The sequence below is a fragment of the Pseudooceanicola endophyticus genome (assembly GCF_018760365.1).
GTDB lineage: Bacteria > Pseudomonadota > Alphaproteobacteria > Rhodobacterales > Rhodobacteraceae > Pseudooceanicola > Pseudooceanicola endophyticus.
The window spans coordinates 115,455-131,843 of record NZ_JAHIAB010000001.1 but is presented as its reverse complement, the minus strand read 5'-3'; the positions used below and the strand labels follow the sequence as shown (position 1 = coordinate 131,843).

At 69.0% G+C, this 16,389-nt stretch carries 19 protein-coding genes; 13 read left to right on the top strand and 6 right to left on the bottom strand.

Annotated features, from left to right (window positions below):
- Positions 1–80: 80 nt before the first annotated feature.
- Positions 81–809 (bottom strand): phosphonate metabolism transcriptional regulator PhnF, encoded by a 729-nt coding sequence (phnF, locus tag KM176_RS00640; RefSeq protein WP_160891687.1) that lies wholly within the window; start codon positions 807–809, stop codon positions 81–83.
- Positions 810–906: 97 nt separating this feature from the next.
- Between phnF and phnG the strand changes: the two genes are divergently transcribed.
- The 8 genes from phnG to KM176_RS00600 all read left to right on the top strand — a co-directional run bounded on the left by phnG (position 907) and on the right by KM176_RS00600 (position 7,272).
- Complete coding sequence (phnG, locus tag KM176_RS00635) at positions 907–1,350, top strand: phosphonate C-P lyase system protein PhnG (RefSeq protein ID WP_160891685.1); 444 nt, start codon at positions 907–909, stop codon at positions 1,348–1,350.
- Complete coding sequence (phnH, locus tag KM176_RS00630) at positions 1,350–1,934, top strand: phosphonate C-P lyase system protein PhnH (protein ID WP_160891683.1); 585 nt, start codon at positions 1,350–1,352, stop codon at positions 1,932–1,934. Before phnG ends, phnH begins: the two co-directional genes overlap by 1 nt.
- Entirely contained in the window at positions 1,934–3,043 is a 1,110-nt protein-coding gene (locus KM176_RS00625) for a carbon-phosphorus lyase complex subunit PhnI (protein WP_160891681.1), read from the top strand. Before phnH ends, KM176_RS00625 begins: the two co-directional genes overlap by 1 nt.
- Positions 3,044–3,130: 87 nt before the next feature.
- The gene (locus tag KM176_RS00620; RefSeq protein WP_160891679.1) at positions 3,131–3,985 is read left to right on the top strand and encodes an alpha-D-ribose 1-methylphosphonate 5-phosphate C-P-lyase PhnJ; all 855 of its coding nucleotides are present in this window, start codon (positions 3,131–3,133) and stop codon (positions 3,983–3,985) included.
- Entirely contained in the window at positions 3,982–4,764 is a 783-nt protein-coding gene (gene phnK, locus KM176_RS00615) for a phosphonate C-P lyase system protein PhnK (RefSeq protein ID WP_160891677.1), read from the top strand. Before KM176_RS00620 ends, phnK begins: the two co-directional genes overlap by 4 nt.
- Positions 4,765–4,835: 71 nt before the next feature.
- Complete coding sequence (gene phnL, locus KM176_RS00610; RefSeq protein ID WP_160891675.1) at positions 4,836–5,519, top strand: phosphonate C-P lyase system protein PhnL; 684 nt, start codon at positions 4,836–4,838, stop codon at positions 5,517–5,519.
- 2 nt (positions 5,520–5,521) lie between these two features.
- The gene (phnN, locus tag KM176_RS00605) at positions 5,522–6,067 is read left to right on the top strand and encodes a phosphonate metabolism protein/1,5-bisphosphokinase (PRPP-forming) PhnN (protein ID WP_160891673.1); all 546 of its coding nucleotides are present in this window, start codon (positions 5,522–5,524) and stop codon (positions 6,065–6,067) included.
- A 32-nt stretch (positions 6,068–6,099) separates the two neighbouring features.
- The gene (locus KM176_RS00600) at positions 6,100–7,272 is read left to right on the top strand and encodes an alpha-D-ribose 1-methylphosphonate 5-triphosphate diphosphatase (protein ID WP_160892503.1); all 1,173 of its coding nucleotides are present in this window, start codon (positions 6,100–6,102) and stop codon (positions 7,270–7,272) included.
- A 122-nt stretch (positions 7,273–7,394) separates the two neighbouring features.
- On the opposite strand, the gene KM176_RS00595 is transcribed toward KM176_RS00600, so the two are convergent.
- Together KM176_RS00595 and KM176_RS00590 are read right to left on the bottom strand one after the other, a co-directional pair.
- Entirely contained in the window at positions 7,395–7,964 is a 570-nt protein-coding gene (locus KM176_RS00595) for a pseudouridine synthase (RefSeq protein WP_160891671.1), read from the bottom strand.
- A 41-nt stretch (positions 7,965–8,005) separates the two neighbouring features.
- Entirely contained in the window at positions 8,006–8,395 is a 390-nt protein-coding gene (locus tag KM176_RS00590) for a carboxymuconolactone decarboxylase family protein (RefSeq protein ID WP_160891669.1), read from the bottom strand.
- A 153-nt stretch (positions 8,396–8,548) separates the two neighbouring features.
- Here KM176_RS00590 and KM176_RS00585 point away from each other — a divergent pair, with 153 nt between their 5' ends.
- Complete coding sequence (locus KM176_RS00585; protein WP_160891667.1) at positions 8,549–8,695, top strand: hypothetical protein; 147 nt, start codon at positions 8,549–8,551, stop codon at positions 8,693–8,695.
- Between the two features lie 249 nt (positions 8,696–8,944).
- On the opposite strand, the gene KM176_RS00580 is transcribed toward KM176_RS00585, so the two are convergent.
- Entirely contained in the window at positions 8,945–9,724 is a 780-nt protein-coding gene (locus tag KM176_RS00580; protein ID WP_160891665.1) for a bifunctional hydroxymethylpyrimidine kinase/phosphomethylpyrimidine kinase, read from the bottom strand.
- Positions 9,721–10,185, bottom strand: a complete 465-nt coding sequence (locus tag KM176_RS00575; protein ID WP_160891663.1) for an NUDIX hydrolase — start codon at positions 10,183–10,185, stop codon at positions 9,721–9,723. Before KM176_RS00575 ends, KM176_RS00580 begins: the two co-directional genes overlap by 4 nt.
- A gap of 326 nt (positions 10,186–10,511) precedes the next feature.
- On the opposite strand from KM176_RS00575, the gene KM176_RS00570 reads away from it, so the two are divergent.
- Positions 10,512–11,195, top strand: a complete 684-nt coding sequence (locus tag KM176_RS00570; protein WP_160891661.1) for a TetR/AcrR family transcriptional regulator — start codon at positions 10,512–10,514, stop codon at positions 11,193–11,195.
- Here the strand turns inward: KM176_RS00570 and KM176_RS00565 are convergent.
- Positions 11,192–11,953, bottom strand: coding sequence for an IclR family transcriptional regulator (locus KM176_RS00565; RefSeq protein WP_160891659.1), 762 nt, complete (start codon positions 11,951–11,953; stop codon positions 11,192–11,194). The two genes, KM176_RS00570 and KM176_RS00565, sit on opposite strands and share 4 nt — an antisense overlap.
- A 171-nt stretch (positions 11,954–12,124) precedes the next feature.
- On the opposite strand from KM176_RS00565, the gene arsB reads away from it, so the two are divergent.
- The 3 genes from arsB (at position 12,125) to KM176_RS00550 (ending at position 16,373) form a co-directional block, all read left to right on the top strand.
- Positions 12,125–13,141 (top strand): ACR3 family arsenite efflux transporter, encoded by a 1,017-nt coding sequence (arsB, locus tag KM176_RS00560; protein ID WP_160892501.1) that lies wholly within the window; start codon positions 12,125–12,127, stop codon positions 13,139–13,141.
- A gap of 110 nt (positions 13,142–13,251) precedes the next feature.
- On the top strand, positions 13,252–14,643 hold the full coding sequence (locus tag KM176_RS00555; RefSeq protein ID WP_160891657.1) for a phosphomannomutase: 1,392 nt from the start codon (positions 13,252–13,254) through the stop codon (positions 14,641–14,643).
- 194 nt (positions 14,644–14,837) lie between these two features.
- Positions 14,838–16,373 carry an alkaline phosphatase family protein gene (locus KM176_RS00550; protein WP_160891655.1) on the top strand — a complete coding sequence of 512 codons (1,536 nt, stop codon included), beginning with the start codon at positions 14,838–14,840 and terminating at the stop codon, positions 16,371–16,373.
- The last annotated feature ends 16 nt before the right edge of the window (positions 16,374–16,389 follow it).

The following is a 16,389-nucleotide window of genomic DNA, read 5'->3' as shown; positions in this document are numbered from 1 at the left end:
CGCAGGTCTAACCGGGCTTTGTATCGCCGGCGTGACGGTATCCCTTTCACTTGTTGCAGATTTTCGGGACGACAGGGCGCTCAGTCCTCCGGGCCGCCCAGGGTGAGGGTGACGCGTTCGCCGGCAAACCAGGTGCGGCCATATTCCACCGGCTGCCCCTGCGGATCGACGTTGAGGGAGGTCGTGCGCAGCAGCGGGTCGCCTTCGCGCAGGTGCAGGTGCAGGGCCTGGGTGGCATCGGCGCGGCGCGCATCGGCACGAGTCCAGGCGCGGGTATAGTCGGTCACCCCATGGCGCTTCAGGGCCGCAGTGATCGAGGGGACCTCGGCCAGGCTTTGGGCAAGGCCCGGGAAGCGATCGCCGGGAAAGACCGAGCGGAACAGCGCGATCGGCTGGCCATCGGCCAGCGAGATGCCTTCGGTTGCCAGCACCGGCGCGCCGGGGGGCAGGCCCAGGTGACGGGCTTCGGCGGCATCGGCCTTGCGGGTATCGGTCAGCAGCAGCTGGCGGGCGGGCAGGCGCCCGGCGGCGCGGATGTTCTGGTGAAAGCGCACCCGCCTGCCCAGCGGATAATCGGTGGGGCTGAGCGCAACGAAGACCCCGGCGCCGCGGCGGGCGTGGATCATGCCCTGCTCCGAGAGCACCGCGAGGCCGCGCCGGACGGTGTGGCGGTTGACCCCGAAACGCGCGGACAGCTCGGCCTCGGTGGGCAGGCGGTCGCCGGGGCGGTAGCGCCCCTCGGCGATGTCGGCGGTCAGGGCTTTGGCGATGGATTGCCAGAGCGGCGTCTTGCGGGGGGCGTTTGTCATGGAAATTTCACCACTGCGGGATTGTGCGACTCGGGCAAGGGGGGTAACGATTTGTCTAGTTGTATAGTAATTTAGACAAATCGGTCAAGGTGTCGAGATGACGGAACAGGCAGAGCGGCAGGGCTGGATGGGCCTTCTGGCCCGGGCGCCGGCGGCAGAGCTGAAGCGGCTCTGGCAGGCGGCCGGAGGGGCGGAGGGCTTTGCCTGGCTGCGCCCGCCCGAGGTGGGCACGGTGATGGTGCGCGGGCGCACGGGGGGCACCGGCGCGCCCTTCAACCTTGGGGAAATGACGGTGACGCGCTGTGCGCTGCGGCTGGAAAGCGGTGCGGTCGGTCATGCGATGGTGCAGGGCCGCGACCGAGAGAAGGCCGAGATCGCGGCCCGGGTCGATGCCGGGATGCAGGGCGCGGGCGCTGCGGGGCTGCGGGCGGCGCTGCTGGCGCCGCTGGCGCAGGCCGAGGCGCAGCGCGCCCGGCTGCGGGCCGCGAAGGCTGATGCCACCCGGGTCGATTTCTTCACCATGGTACGGGGAGAGGACTGATGGAGAGCACGACGGAAACCCTGGGCGGCGGTTTCGACGACGCCCCCCGCCAGGCGGCACGGGCCTTCCGTGCGGCGCTGGAGGCGATGGCCCGGCCCGGGCAGCTTCAGCAACTGGGCGAGGTGGCTCGGGCTCCGGCGCCCTGCAGCCCGGCGGCGGCGACGCTGCTGCTGGTGCTCTGCGATCCCGAGACGCCGGTCTTTCTGGCCGGGGCCCATGACAGCGCCGCGATGCGGGACTGGCTGCGGTTCCACACCGGGGCGCCGCTGGTGGAGACGCGGGTGGCGGCCGTCTTCGCGCTTGGCACCGCCGAGGCGCTGGCGCCGCTGTCGGATTTCGCCGTGGGGGTGCCCGAATATCCCGACCGTTCGGCGACGCTGATCATCGATGGCTGGGCGTCGGCCCACCCGGTGCGCCTGAGCGGCCCGGGCCTGCGCGAGGCCCGCGCGGCAGAACTGCCGATGCCCGAAGCTTTCCGCGCCAATGCGGCGCGCTTCCCGCTGGGGTGGGATGCCTATTTCACGCGTGCGGACAGCCTTTGGGCGCTGCCCCGGTCGACCCGGATCCGGATGGAGGGTTCCTGATGTATGTGGCTGTAAAGGGGGGCGAAAAGGCCATCGACCAGGCCCATGACTGGCTGGCCGAGGCGCGGCGGGGCGATCCGTCGGTGGCCGAGCTGTCGGTGGCGCAGATCCGCGAGCAGCTGGCGCTGGCGGTGAACCGGGTGATGGCCGAGGGCTCTCTCTTTGATCCGGACCTTGCGGCGCTGGCGATCAAGCAGGCGCGCGGCGACCTGATCGAGGCGATCTTCCTGATCCGCGCCTATCGCACGACGCTGCCGCGCTTTGCGGCCTCGCGCCCGCTCGACACCGGGGCGATGCGCTGCGATCGCCGGATCTCGGCCACCTACAAGGATCTGCCGGGCGGGCAGGTGCTGGGGCCGACCTTCGACTATACCCACCGGCTGCTGGATTTTGCGCTGGAGGCCGAGGGGCTGGACCGGCCCGCCGTCCCCGCCGAGGCCGATCCCTGCGCGATGCCCCGGGTCACCGGCTTCCTGGATGCCGAGGGGCTGATCCAGCCCGAGCCACCCTGCGAGGCGGTGCCGGGCGATCTGACCCGCGCGCCGCTGGAACTGCCGGCGGAGCGGGCGCTGCGCTTGCAGGCACTGGCGCGGGGCGATGAGGGCTTCGTGCTCTCGATGGCCTATTCGACCCAGCGGGGCTATGCCAAGAACCACCCCTTCGTGGCCGAGCTGCGCATCGGCGCCCTGGCGGTCGAGGTCGAGATCCCCGAGCTGGGCTTTGCCGTGGAGATCGGCGAGCTGGAGTTGAGCGAATGCGAGACGGTGAACCAGTTCACCGGCTCGAAAAGCGCGCCTGCGCAGTTCACCCGCGGCTACGGGCTGGTCTTCGGGCAGAGCGAGCGCAAGGCGATCTCCATGGCGCTGGTGGACCGGGCGCTGCGCTGGCGGGAGCTGGGCGAGGACTGGAAGGGCGCCCCGGCGCAGGACGAGGAATTCGTGCTTTCGCATTGCGACAACATCCAGGCGACCGGGTTCCTGGAGCATATCAAGCTGCCACATTACGTCGATTTCCAGTCCGAGCTGGAGCTGGTGCGCAAGCTGCGCCGGGCTGCGGGGGCGGAGGTGCGGGCGGGTGCTCAGGCAGATGCGCAGGCGGCGGCGGAATGAGACCGGCGCAGGCGCCGGTGCCTCCGGCGGAGGTATTTGGAACAAGAAAATGGCGGGGGCGGATCCCCGCTGCGAAGGGGGGCCGCGATGAGCGCCTATAACTTTGCCTATCTCGATGAGCAGACCAAGCGGATGATCCGGCGGGCGTTGCTGAAGGCGCTGGCGGTGCCGGGCTACCAGGTGCCCTTTGCCAGCCGGGAAATGCCGATGCCCTACGGCTGGGGCACCGGGGGCGTGCAGGTGAGTGCCGCCGTGCTGGTGCCCGAGGATGTGCTGAAGGTGATCGACCAGGGGGCCGATGACACCACCAACGCGGTCTCGATCCGGCGCTTCTTCCAGAAGGTCGCCGGGGTCGCGGTGAGCGAGGCGACGGCGCAGGCCACGGTGATCCAGACCCGCCACCGCATCCCCGAGCGGGCGCTGGAGGAGGGGCAGATCCTGGTCTACCAGGTGCCGATTCCCGAGCCCCTGCGCTTTCTGGAACCCTCAGAGATCGAGACGCGGAAGATGCATGCGCTGGAGGAATACGGGCTGATGCATGTGAAGCTGTACGAGGATATTTCGCGCCACGGCGAGATTGCCACCAGCTATGCCTATCCGGTGAAGGTGGAGGGGCGCTACGTGATGGATCCCTCTCCGATCCCGAAATTCGACAACCCCAAGCTTTCGATGGCGGCGATCCAGCTGTTCGGCGCGGGCCGGGAGCAGCGGATCTACGCATTGCCGCCCTGGACGGAGGTGGTGAGCCTCGATTTCGAGGATTACCCGTTCGAGGCGGCGCGGGCGCCCCATGCCTGCGATCTGTGCGGGGCCGGGGACAGCTATCTGGACGAGGTGATCACCGATGATGCGGGGGGGCGGATGTTCGTCTGTTCGGACACCGATTTCTGCGGGGAACGGCGGGCTGCGGGCCATGTCGGGCGGCTGGGAGAGAGCGCATGAGGGACAGGACGGAAGGGCCGCTGCTGCGGGTCGAGGGGCTGGAAAAGCGCTATGGCGCGCGGCTGGGCTGCGGGGGCGTGAGCTTTGATCTCTGGCCCGGGGAGGTCATGGGGATCGTCGGGGAGAGCGGATCGGGCAAGACCACGCTGCTGAACTGCCTGGCCGGACAGCTGGCGCCGGATGGCGGGCGGGTGCTTTACGACATGGGCGAGGGGATGGTCGATACGGTGACGCTGGACGAGCCGGCGCGGCGGCGGCTGAAACGCTCGGACTGGGCCTTCGTGCATCAGCATGCCCATGAGGGGCTGCGGATGAACGTCAGTGCCGGCGGCAATGTGGGCGAGCGGCTGATGGGCATGGGCGCGCGTCGCTACGGGGCGATCCGGGCGCAGGCGGTGGACTGGCTGGGCCGGGTCGAGATTGCCGCCGACCGGGTCGATGACCGGCCCTCGGCGTTTTCGGGGGGGATGCGGCAGCGGTTGCAGATCGCGCGCAACCTGGTGACGGGGCCGCGGCTGGTGTTCATGGACGAGCCCACCGGGGGCCTTGATGTCAGCGTTCAGGCGCGGCTGCTGGACCTGTTGCGGGGCCTCGTGCGCGAGATGGGCCTGTCGGCCATCATCGTGACCCACGATCTTGCGGTGGTGCGGCTGCTGGCGGACCGGCTGATGGTGATGCAGGGCGGGCGCGTGGTGGAGGCCGGGCTGACCGACCAGGTGCTAGATGATCCGCAGCATGGCTATACGCAGCTGCTGGTCAGTTCGGTTCTGCAGGTCTGAGAGCGGGGAGGGGGCTCTGCCCCCATCGCGCCTGTGGCGCGATCCCCCCGACATATTTGGGGAAAGATGAAATGATCAAGGTCGAGAACGTGTCGAAGCGCTTTACCCTGCACAACCAGGGCGGCGCGGTGATCCCGGTGATGGCGGGGGCCTCTCTGACGGTGGCGCCGGGGGAATGCGTGGCGCTGGTGGGGGCCTCGGGGGCGGGGAAATCGACGCTGATGCGGATGGTCTATGGCAACTATCTTGCGGCCTCGGGGCGGATCCTGGTGGGGGGGCTGGACGTGGCCGCGGCGCGCCCGCGCGAGGTGCTGGAGATGCGGCGCAATGTGCTGGGCCATGTCAGCCAGTTCCTGCGGGTGGTGCCCCGGGTGCCGACGCTTGAGGTGGTGGCCGAGCCGCTGCTGGAGGCGGGCGTCGCGCCGGAGGCGGCGCGGGCGCGGGCGGCGGTGCTGCTGGCGCGGCTGAACATTCCCGAGCGGCTTTGGGGCTTGTCGCCGACGACCTTCTCGGGCGGAGAGCAGCAGCGGGTCAACATCGCGCGCGGCTTCGTGCGCGATTACCCGGCGCTGCTGCTGGACGAGCCGACGGCGAGCCTGGATGCGGTGAACCGCGAGGAGGTGCTGGCGCTGATCGAGGAAGCAAAGGCGCGTGGCGCGGCCCTGCTGGGGATCTTCCACGATGCGGCGGCGCGGGCGCGGGTCTGCGACCGGGAGGTCGACGTGACCGCCTTCACGCCGGCGCGGGAGGTCTGAGGATGGCGGGCCGGCTGATCGGGGTCGTGGGGCCTTCGGGCGTGGGCAAGGACAGCGTGATGCAGGCGGTGGCCGCGCGCCGTCCCGGGACGGTGCTGGTGCGCCGGGTGATCACCCGGGACGGCGCGGCGGGCGGCGAGGTCTTCGACAGCGTCAGCCGTTCGGAGTTCCTGGCGCGCGAGGCGGCGGGGGCCTTCCTGCTGTCCTGGCAGGCCCATGGCCTGCATTACGGCATCCCCGATGACGTGGGCGATGCGCTGGCGGCGGGGCAGGACGCGCTGGTCAACCTCTCGCGCGGGGTGCTGGGTCTGGCGCGGGCCCGGGTGCCGGGGTTCCTGTGCCTGCGGCTGAGCGCCCCGGTGCCGGTACTGGCGGCGCGGCTGGCAGCGCGCGGGCGCGAGGATGCCGGCGATATCGCCCGGCGCCTGGCGCGGGCGGATTTCGCCCTGCCGCCGGGCATTCCCGCCACGGAAGTGGACAATTCGGGCCCGCTCGACGCTACGGTGGCGCGGGTGCTGGCCCTTCTCGAAGACATGCCCGCGCAATGATGCGACAGAGGCTGGGGAACGGAGTGACGATGATGGACGGAGCAGGGCAGGAGATCGGGGGGCGGACCTCGGAGCAGGTGCTGGCCAATGCGCAGCTGGTGCTGCCGGACGAGGTGCGGCGCGGCCATCTGGTGCTGCGCGACGGGCGGATCGCCGAGATCGGCAGCGGCGCGGTGCCGCGCGGCGCGCTGGATTGCGAGGGGGATTACCTGATACCGGGTCTGGTCGAGCTGCATACCGACAACCTGGAACGCCACCTGATGCCGCGCCCCAAGGCGCATTGGCCGCACAATGCCGCCATCGTCGCCCATGACGCGGAGCTTTGCGGCTGCGGCATCACCACGGTCTTCGACGCGATCCGGGTGGGCTCGATCGTCGAGGGGCCGCGCGGCGACTATCGCCGCTATGCCCGTCCCATGGCGGACGAGATTCTGGCGATGCGCCGCCAGGGGGCGCTGCGGATCGACCACAAGCTGCACCTGCGCGCCGAGACCTGCTCGGAAACGCTGATCGAGGAGCTGTCGGAATTCGGCCCCGAGGATGGCATCGGCATCGTCAGCCTGATGGATCACACGCCGGGGCAGCGACAGTTCTCCGATATCTCCAAGTTTGAGGATTACGTTTGCGGCAAGCACGGCCTCTCCCGCGCGGGGTTCGAGGACTACATCCAGTTCCTTTATGATCTGCACGACCAGCTGGGCGCCCGGCACGAGGCGGCGGCGGTGGAGGCGGCGGGTCGTTTCGGCGCCGTGCTGGCCAGCCACGATGACACCACGCGGGCCCAGGTGATGACCAGCCACGCCTACGGCATCCGCGTGGCAGAATTCCCCACTACGGTCGAGGCGGCACGCGCCTGCCACGAGACCGGCATCCGGGTGATCATGGGGGCACCCAATTTGGTGCGCGGCGGCTCTCATTCCGGAAACGTCTCTGCGCTGGAGCTGGCGGACCTCGGGCTGCTGGACATCCTAAGCTCGGATTACGTGCCGGCGGCGCTGTTGCAGGCTGCGGTGCAGCTGGGGCAGCACTGGGGCGACATGGCACGGGGAATCGCGACGGTCAGTGCCGCCCCCGCGGATGCGGCGGGGCTGAGTGATCGCGGGCGGATCGGAGCGGGCCTGCGCGCCGACCTGGTCCGCTTTTCCCTGCGTGGCGGCGTGCCTGTCACCCGCGGCATCTGGGTCGAGGGGGAGCGGGTCGGCTGACAGTGCCTCCGGCGGGGATATTTATGGCCAGATGACAGGGAGCAGGCGCTCTTCATCATCTGGCCGGAAATATCCCGGGGGAGTCTCCACAGGAGACGGGGGCAGAGCCCCCTCCTTTGGCGTCAGCGCTGCCGCTTCGGGGCTTCGCCATCCTTCCAGTCGCCCGGAGCCAGACCGTCCAGCCGCCAGTCGCCGACGGCGGCGCGGATCAGGCGCAGGCAGGGATGGCCGACATGGGCAACCATGCGGCGGACCTGGCGGTTGCGCCCTTCGCGAATCTCGAGTTCCAGCCAGCAATCGGGGATCGACTTGCGGACCCGGATCGGCGGATCGCGGGGCCAAAGAGCTTCGGGCGTTTCGATCCGGCGCACCCGGGCCTGGCGGGTGGGGCCGTCCTTCAGCGTGACGCCCCGGCGCAGCGCCTCCAGGGCCTCGTCCGAGGGCAGGCCTTCGACCTGGACCCAGTAGGTCTTGGGCAGCTTGTGCTTCGGATCGGTGATCCGCGCCTGCAGCTTGCCGTCATCGGTCAGCACCATCAGCCCCTCGCTGTCGCGATCCAGGCGTCCGGCCGGGTAGACCCCGGGCTGGTCGATGAAATCCGACAGGGTGCGGCGGGGCGTGCCTTCGGTGCCGCGGTCGGTGAACTGCGGCAGCACGTCGAAGGGCTTGTTGAAGAGGATCACGCGGGTCATGCCCCCCGCATAAGGCGACCGGCCCGCGAAATCCAGATGGCTCAGAGCCGGCCCTCGGCTTCCAGCACCTTGCGGGCGGCGCGGAAGCATTCCAGCGCCTGGGGCACGCCGCAGTAGATCGCCACCACATGGACGATGGCGCGGATCTCCTCGACCGAGACCCCGTTGTTGAGCGCGCCGCGGCAATGCAGCTCCCATTCGTGCATCTTGCCGAGCGCCCCCAGCATGGCGAGGTTCATCATCGAGCGCGTTTTCGGTTCGATTACCTCGTCGCCCCAGCCGAATCCCCAGCACCAGGCGGTCATGGCCTCCTGGAAGGGGCGGGTGAAGTCATCCGCCGCATCAAGGCTTTTTTGCACATAGGCATCGCCCAGCGTGCCCTTGCGCTGTGCAAGGCCCTTCAGGAAAAGGTCTTCGTCGAACAGGCTCATGTCGTGTCTCCGGTCGTTTCCCGGGCAGACTGGCGCCCGACGACGCGGGAAACAAGGCGGCGCACATGCTTTAACGCGGCTGATACTCGGGCGTCACGGCGGCGTTACCACGACCGGCTAGGCAGGACGCATCTGTGACCCCGGGAGGGATGGATGACCGAGATTTCGCCCCTGCGCTTCGTTCTCGAATGCCTGGTGGCCCCGCGTCGCGGGGGCTGGCTGGAACGTCTGATGATCCGGGTCGGGCTTTGGCCGGCGGGATCTGCGCGACCGCATGGCGGTTTCCTGCGCCCGGTCTAGGCGGGATCCGGCGGGGCTTCGTGCTGGCTGGGAAATGGCTGCGATGGCTGGCTGGGTCTGACCCTTGCGCGCGGCGTCGCTGTCCTGGCGGTGCTGGAAGAAGAGGAGGGGCTGGCGTTCAGCTGGCTGGTCCTCTTGAAGACAGGTGATACCCGGTCCTGTTTCGGGGCGCAAGAGTAAAATTCAACAATTTCAAATAGTTGACTGTTTTGGTCGGGAGTTCGCCCGAAGCCGTCTCCGAAGGCCGCCTCAGGGGGCCGATCCGGACAGCCGGACGGGGCGCGCGATGTCGCCGGGGGCCAGGTAGTCGGTGATCACCGTGTCGCGGCTCAGATGCGACTGGGCGCGGAACACCGCCTCGGGAATCTCGAGCCGGGCCAGGAAGGCGGTGATCAGCGGGCAGAGCGCGGTCGTGCTCCCGGCGCCCTCTGGCAGGACCGCCTCGAAGCGTCGCAGGCCGCAGGTGCCGGAGAGCAGGCTGCGCAGCCGCCCCGTGCCGTCCGCGTCCATGGCATGCAGCAGCACGTTGGGACAGCCCAGGGCGTGCAGCCCGGCCAGGTCCGCCTGAGCGATCCCCTGCGGGTGGGGCAGAGGGCGGCCCAGCAGGGCCCGGGCGCCGTCGTGCCCGGTGCTGAGCAGGCTGCACAGCGGCAGCAGTTCGCCTGTCAGGGCGGCGATCAGCGCTTCGGGGGCGTCCTCCAGCGTGCCGGGGGCACAGTGAACCGGGATGCCCGGATGACGGCGCAGGAGGTGGGCGAGCAGGCGGACATTGCCGGGGCTGCCCAGGGCGCCGATCAGGATGGCCTGGACCGGGGCCCTGGCCAGGGCCTGTTCCAGCGCCGCGGCCAGCAGATCGGCGGGATGAGCCAGCAGCGTGGCGGCGGCCCCGGGGCGGCGCATCAGCAGGCCGGAGGCGATGCAGCAGGTCTCGATGTCCAGACCGGCCAGGGCGGCGGCCCGGGCCTGGTGGCCGTCGGCGCCGGTGGGATCGGAAGGCGCGATGATCAGCAGGCGGGCCGGGCCGGTCATGCGGGGTGGGTCCCGTCCAGCATCAGATGCGCCAGCCGGGCGACATCCTGCGACAGGGCCAGCGCTTCGGCGTCCAGCTCGGCGAGCCGGACCCAGCGGGCCTGCAGCGCATCGTCGCCGGCCACCGGAGTTCCCGCCTGCCAGGCGCAGCGGACCGCGATCAGCACGTAGTGGAAGCGCAGCCCGCCGTCTTCGTCCCGATCGAGGATGTCGAGAACGTCCAGCACGTCGTCGGCGCGGGCGGTGATCCCGGTTTCCTCGTGCAGTTCGCGCTCGGCGGCGGCAAAGACGGTTTCGCCGGCTTCGACCCGGCCACCGGGAAAGCCCCACAGGCCGGCGTCGGGCGCCTTGGAGCGCTGCACCAGCAGCACGGCCCCCTCCTGCGCAACGACGGCGATCACTGCCGGAACGGGGCGGGCCGGAGACGGTCCGGGCCGGGGCGCGGCAGGAAGTGCTGTCATGTCGGTTCGGTCCTTCGATGGGGGCGCCGGGCGGCGGTCAGAGCCGGATCAGTGCACCCGGACCTTCCGGGCCTCCTTGATCTATGACAAGCGGACCCTCCGGAAGTCCACATCGCAAAAGCATATTTGCAGGTCTGTGGCAGGCAGGGACCGGCGGTCAGGCTGCTGCAAGAGGTGCCTTGTTCAATCTTATATTCGGAATATGAAGGGTGAATGCTCCGAGGTTGGGCGCACTGGGACGGCCTTTGCGGAATAGGACCTTTGGATAGGACGCAAGGCATTGCTTTAACTGGTTTTACCGAGTGCTCGCGTATAAGGTGTGCTGTATGCAGGTAGACGACTCCAACGATCTTTCCCCCCCCAACCGAAAGCCGGGGCGCCCCGCGCGGATCTCGCGGGACGCGATTGCCGGGGCCGCGCTCGAGATCGGTCTTGACGTGGCGACGGTGACAAGCGTGGCGGCCCAGCTCGGGGTCGATCACTCCTCTCTCTATCGCCATGTGCGCGGTCGGGACGAGATCATCGCTGCCGCCGCCGAGCTGGCGGTGGCCGATCTGTACTGGCGCCGCACCGAGGGCGACTGGCGGCTGTTCCTTGAGGCGATGTGCGACGCGGTCTGGGATCTCTATGAACGTCATCCGGGTCTGGCCGACGCGATCCGCTCCATGGAGGTGATGCCGGTCAGCGGCATCCGCAGCTTTGGGGAGGCGGTGGTGCAGATGCAGGCCTATGGTTTCGCGCTGCCCGATGCGGTGCTGGCGGTCGAGACGCTGATCGACGTGACCTCGGATTCCTTCCTGGGCTGGCGCAGGATCACCTCGGGCGATGCCGAGGGCCGGCCCCGGGTCGAGGTTCTGGCTGCCCGCTGGGATCAGGTGGCCGAGGAGGAACCGGCACTGGCGGGCGCCCTGCGCCACACCGCCGAGGTGATGCGGGGCGAACCAAGGCGCTGGTGGCTGCGAAAGCGCGCCCTGGTGCTGGAGGGAATTGCAGCGCGCCTTCAGCCCTAATGCAGAACGCTGCGCAGCCCGGCCTGCACCGATTGCAGGGCGGGCAGGTAGTCGCGCGCCAGTTCCTCGGGATCGGCGTGCAGCGCCGGCAGGCCGGTGTTCAGCGCTGCCACCACCTTGCCATGGGCATTCATCAGCGGCACCGCGATCGAGCGCAGGCCGGTCTCGATCTCCTGATCAATGATCGCGTAGCCGCTGTGGCGCACCTGGTCGAGGCGGGCCATGATCTGCTCCGGGTCGGTCAGGGTCTGGGGCGTGCGCGCCACCCGGCGCGAGCGTTCGATGACGGCGCGGGCCTCGGCCTCGGGCAGGGCGGCCAGCAGCACCCGCCCCATGGAGGTGCAGTAGGCCGGCAGGCGCGATCCGGGCATCAGGCTGATCGACATCACCCGGCGCTGTGCGGCCCGGGCGACATAGACGATCTCCGTGCCGTCGAGGATCGAGACCGAGACCGATTCGCCGATCCGCCCCGAAAGCTCCTCAAGCCAGGGCTGCACGATGCGGGTCAGTGGCAGGCTGGCCAGCGCCCCCATGCCCAGCCGCATCACCTTCGGGGTCAGCTGGAAGAACTTGCCGTCATGTTCGGCATAGCCCAGCTCGGCCAGGGTCAGAAGACAGCGCCGCGCCGTCGCCCGGTCAAGGCCGGTGGCCTCGGAGACCTGGGTGATTGACAGGCGCACGGCCTCGGCCCCGAAACATTCGAGGACCTGGAGGCCCTTGGCGAAACTGGCGATGAAATCTGTCTGCTTGATCGGCATGTCCCCAGTTAGTGCACCATGTGAACAAATGTCAAATAGCGCGCAGGGTCGGGGTGGCGGCAAGGTGTCATCGGCCTGTGCATTGGCAGAGCGCGGCGGCTGACGTAGGTCTGGGAAAACCCATCCGCCGGAGCCCCCATGACCCAGACCGACCTTTCCCTTCCCCCTGCCATGGGGCGCTTCGAACGGCTGCTGACGCTCTGGGTGGCGCTGGCCATGGCGGGGGGCATCGCGATCGGTGTGCTGGCGCCGGGGCTGGTCGGGCTGATCGCCCGGGCCGAGGTGGCGCGGATCAACCTTGTGGTGGCGGTGCTGGTCTGGGCGATGGTCTATCCGATGATGGTGGGCGTCGATTTCCGTGCCGTTGCCGGGGTGGCGCGCCAGCCCCGGGGCCTGCTGGTGACGCTGGTGGTCAACTGGCTGATCAAGCCCTTCTCCATGGCGGCGCTGGCGGTGCTGTTCTTCGACCACCTCTTCGCGGCCTTCCTGGCGCCCGGGCAGGCCGCGCAGTACATCGCCGGGCTGATCCTGCTGGGGGCGGCGCCCTGCACGGCGATGGTCTTTGTCTGGTCGCAGCTGGTGCGCGGCGATGCCACCTACACGCTGGTCCAGGTTTCGGTGAACGATCTGATCATGGTGGTGGTTTTCGCACCCGTGGTGGCGTTCCTGCTGGGCGTGACCGAGATCCGCGTGCCCTGGGAAACCCTGGTGCTGGCGACGCTGCTTTACGTGGCGCTGCCGCTGCTGGCGGGGGCGTTGACCCGGGCGCGGCTGGGCAGCAAGGCGGCGGTCGAGGCCTTCTCGGCCCGCGCCAAGCCCTGGTCGATCCTGGGGCTGATCGCCACGGTGGCGATCCTGTTCGGGCTTCAGGGCGCGGTGATCCTGGCGCATCCGCTGGTCATCGCGCTGATCGCCCTTCCGATCCTGATCCAGAGCTACGGCATCTTCGCCCTGGCCTATGGCGCGGCCTTCGCGCTGAAGGTGCCGCACCGGATCGCCGCACCCTGCGCGCTGATCGGCACGTCGAACTTCTTCGAACTGGCGGTGGCGGTGGCGATCAGCCTGTTCGGGCTGAACTCCGGTGCGGCGCTGGCGACGGTGGTGGGCGTGCTGGTCGAGGTGCCGGTGATGCTCTCGCTCGTGGCCTTCGCCAACCGCACCCGGACGCGCTTTCCCGCCGCTGGCTGATGGCGGAATGGGCAGGGCGGCGTTCCGCAACGGCCCGGAAGGTTTCCGAGGTTGCAAGCGGGCGCAACCTCGGCCAGAAAATTCTCAAATCTTTTAGAAGGAAATCCATTATGGCTCCCAAATTTGGCACCAGCGGCCTGCGCGGCCTTGTCGTCGAGCTGACCGCCGAACTTGTTTCCGATTACACCCGTGCCTTCCTGGCGGCCTGCCCGACGGGCGGCGCCGTGCATGTCGGTTGGGATCTGCGCCCGTCCTCGCCCGACATTGCCGCCGTGGTGATGCAGACCATCGCCGCCGAGGGCGTGGCGGTGATGAACTGCGGCGCGCTGCCGACCCCGGCGCTGGCGCTGGATGCCATGGCCGCGGGCCATGCCGCCGTGATGATCACCGGCAGCCACATTCCCGCCGACCGCAACGGCCTGAAGTTCTACGTCCCCTCGGGCGAGATCTCGAAGGCGGACGAGGAGGGGATCAACGCCAATCTTGGCCGCGCCGCCTCCGGGGCCATCCCGGCGCCCATCGTCGAGGCCCCCGCTGCGCTGCCCGCCTATGTGGAGCGCTACAAGGACGGTTTCGGCACCTCCGCCCTGGCCGGTCTGAAGATCGGCGTCTACCAGCACAGCTCGGTCGCGCGCGGCGCCATGGTCGAGGTCGTCGAGGGGCTGGGCGCCGAGGCGGTGATCCTTGCCCCCTCCGATGTCTTCATCCCCGTCGACACCGAGGCGCTGGACGCCGAGACCCGTGCCATGCTCTCGGGCTGGTGCAGCGAACATGGTCTGGATGCCGTGATCTCGACCGATGGCGATGCCGACCGTCCGATGGTTGCCGATGCCACCGGCCGCATCGTGCCCGGTGACGTGCTGGGCGCGCTGAGCGCCAAGACCCTGGGTGCCAAGGTGATCTGCACCCCGGTGTCGTCGAACACGCTGGTGCAGGAGATGGGCTTTGACAAGGTGGTCAGCACCAAGATCGGCTCTCCCTTCGTGATCGCCGCGATGGAGGCCGAGCTGGCCGCCGATCCCGCCGCCGCCGTGGTGGGCTATGAGGCCAACGGGGGCTTCCTTCTGGGCTTTGCCGCCTCCGGCCCCGCCGGCAAGCTGGCGCCGCTGATGACCCGCGACTGCCTGCTGCCGATCCTGACGCCGCTGGCCGCCGCCGTGGCCGAGGGCAAGACCCTGGCCGATCTGGTTGCCGCCCTGCCGCCGCGCTTCACCGCCGCCGACCGCATCGCCGGGATCGAGACCGATGTCTCCAAGGCCTTCATCGCCAGGCTGACCGAGGACGCCTCGGCCCGGGCCGGCTTCTTTGCCGACATGGGCAGCGAGGAGGCGGTCGATCTGACCGACGGCCTGCGCCTGCGCTTCGAAAGCGGCGACGTGGTGCACCTGCGCCCCTCCGGCAACGCGCCCGAGTTCCGCTGCTACGCCGAGGCCGCGACCTCGGGTCGTGCCGAAGAGCTGGTGACCGGCTATCTGGGCAAGCTGGGCCGCGAACTGGCCTGAGGCCATCGCATTTTCCGCAAGATCCGACGGCGCGCTCTCCGGGGCGCGCCGTTTTGCCGTGCGGGGCAGGGGGCCGCCACTACCGCTCAGCTTTAATATATATTCATACTAACGTTATCCGACTGACACAGCTTCCGCGTTGAACTGCGCCGCAACGGGAGGGCGTGAGGCCTTCTTCAAAGTGGAAGGCGCAGATGACCCAACCCAATGTCCTGATGATCGTCGTCGACCAGTGGCGCGCCGATGTCCTCTCGAAGCTCGGGACCGAGCATATCCGCACGCCCAACATCGACCGTCTCTGCGCCGAGGGCGTCACCTTCGCCAACCATGTCACCGTGACCTGCCCCTGCGGCCCGGCGCGCGCCAGCCTGATGACCGGCCTCTATGCCTCGAACCACGGCGTCGTGCAGAACTCCCTGCCGCTGGATCGGCGCCATGCCACCCTGGCCGGAGAGCTGCGCAAGGTCGGCTATGATCCGGCGCTGATCGGCTATTCGACCTCGGTTCCCGATCCGCGCGGCCTGTCGACGAACGATCCCCGCTTCCGCTGGCTGGGCGACGTGATGGAGGGCTTCCGCCCCATCGCCTCCTTCGAGCCCGAGAAGGAGGCCTATTTCGGCTGGGTCTCCCGCCAGGGCTTTCCGCTGCCGGCGAACCGCGACGACATCTGGCTGCCCGAGGGCGACGCGACACCCGGTCCCACGGACCGGCCCGCGCGCATTCCCGCGCCGCTTTCCGACACCGCCTTCTTCACCGAGGCCGCGCTGACCTATCTTGAGGGGCGCACGCCCGAGCGGCCGTTCTTCCTGCATCTGGGCTACTGGCGTCCGCATCCGCCCTTCGTCGCCTCTGCGCCCTACAATGACATGTACGATCCCGCCGACATGCCCGGGCCGCTGCGCGCCCCCTCGCCGCGGGAAGAGGGCGCCCAGCACCCGCTGCTAGCCCATCACCTGCGCACCAACCGCAGCGGCGACTACTTCCAGGGCGCCGAGGGGCTGGCCGCCGATCTGAGCGATGATGAGATCCGCCAGACCCGCGCCACCTACTACGGCCTGGTCACCGAGATCGACGACCACCTGGGCCGGATCTTTGCCCAGCTCGACCGCGCCGGGATCTGGGACGACACGCTGATCGTCTTCACCTCGGATCACGGCGAACAGCTGGGCGATCACCATCTGCTGGGCAAGACCTGCTACCATGACCAGAGCTTCCGGGTGCCGCTGGTGATCAAGGATCCCCGTCGCAAATCCCGCGCCGGAGAGATTGAGACCGCCTTCACCGAATCCATCGACGTGATGCCGACGATCCTCGACTGGCTGGGGGGCAGCGTGCCTCATACGGTCGATGGCCATTCGCTGCTGCCCTTCCTTGAGAGCGGGCGCCCAGAGGGCTGGCGGGAGGCGCTGCATTACGAATTCGACAGCCGCGATGCCTTCGGGCGCGAACACGAGGCCGCGCTTGGCGTCGGCCAGCACGAGGCCGGGCTCTGCGTGATTCAGGACGGAGATTGGAAATACGTCCATTTCACCGCGATGCCGCCGCTGCTTTTCGATCTGAAGAACGACCCGGGCCAGTTCATCAACCTGGCCGAAGACCCCGCCCATGCGGACACCCTGCGCATCTATGCGCAGAAGATGCTGAGCTGGCGGATGCGCCATGCCGACCGCACCCTCACCGTGTTCCAGAGCAACCCCGAAGGGTTCCTGGACCGCCGTTCCTCCCATTGAACCCGTTCAAGGACAG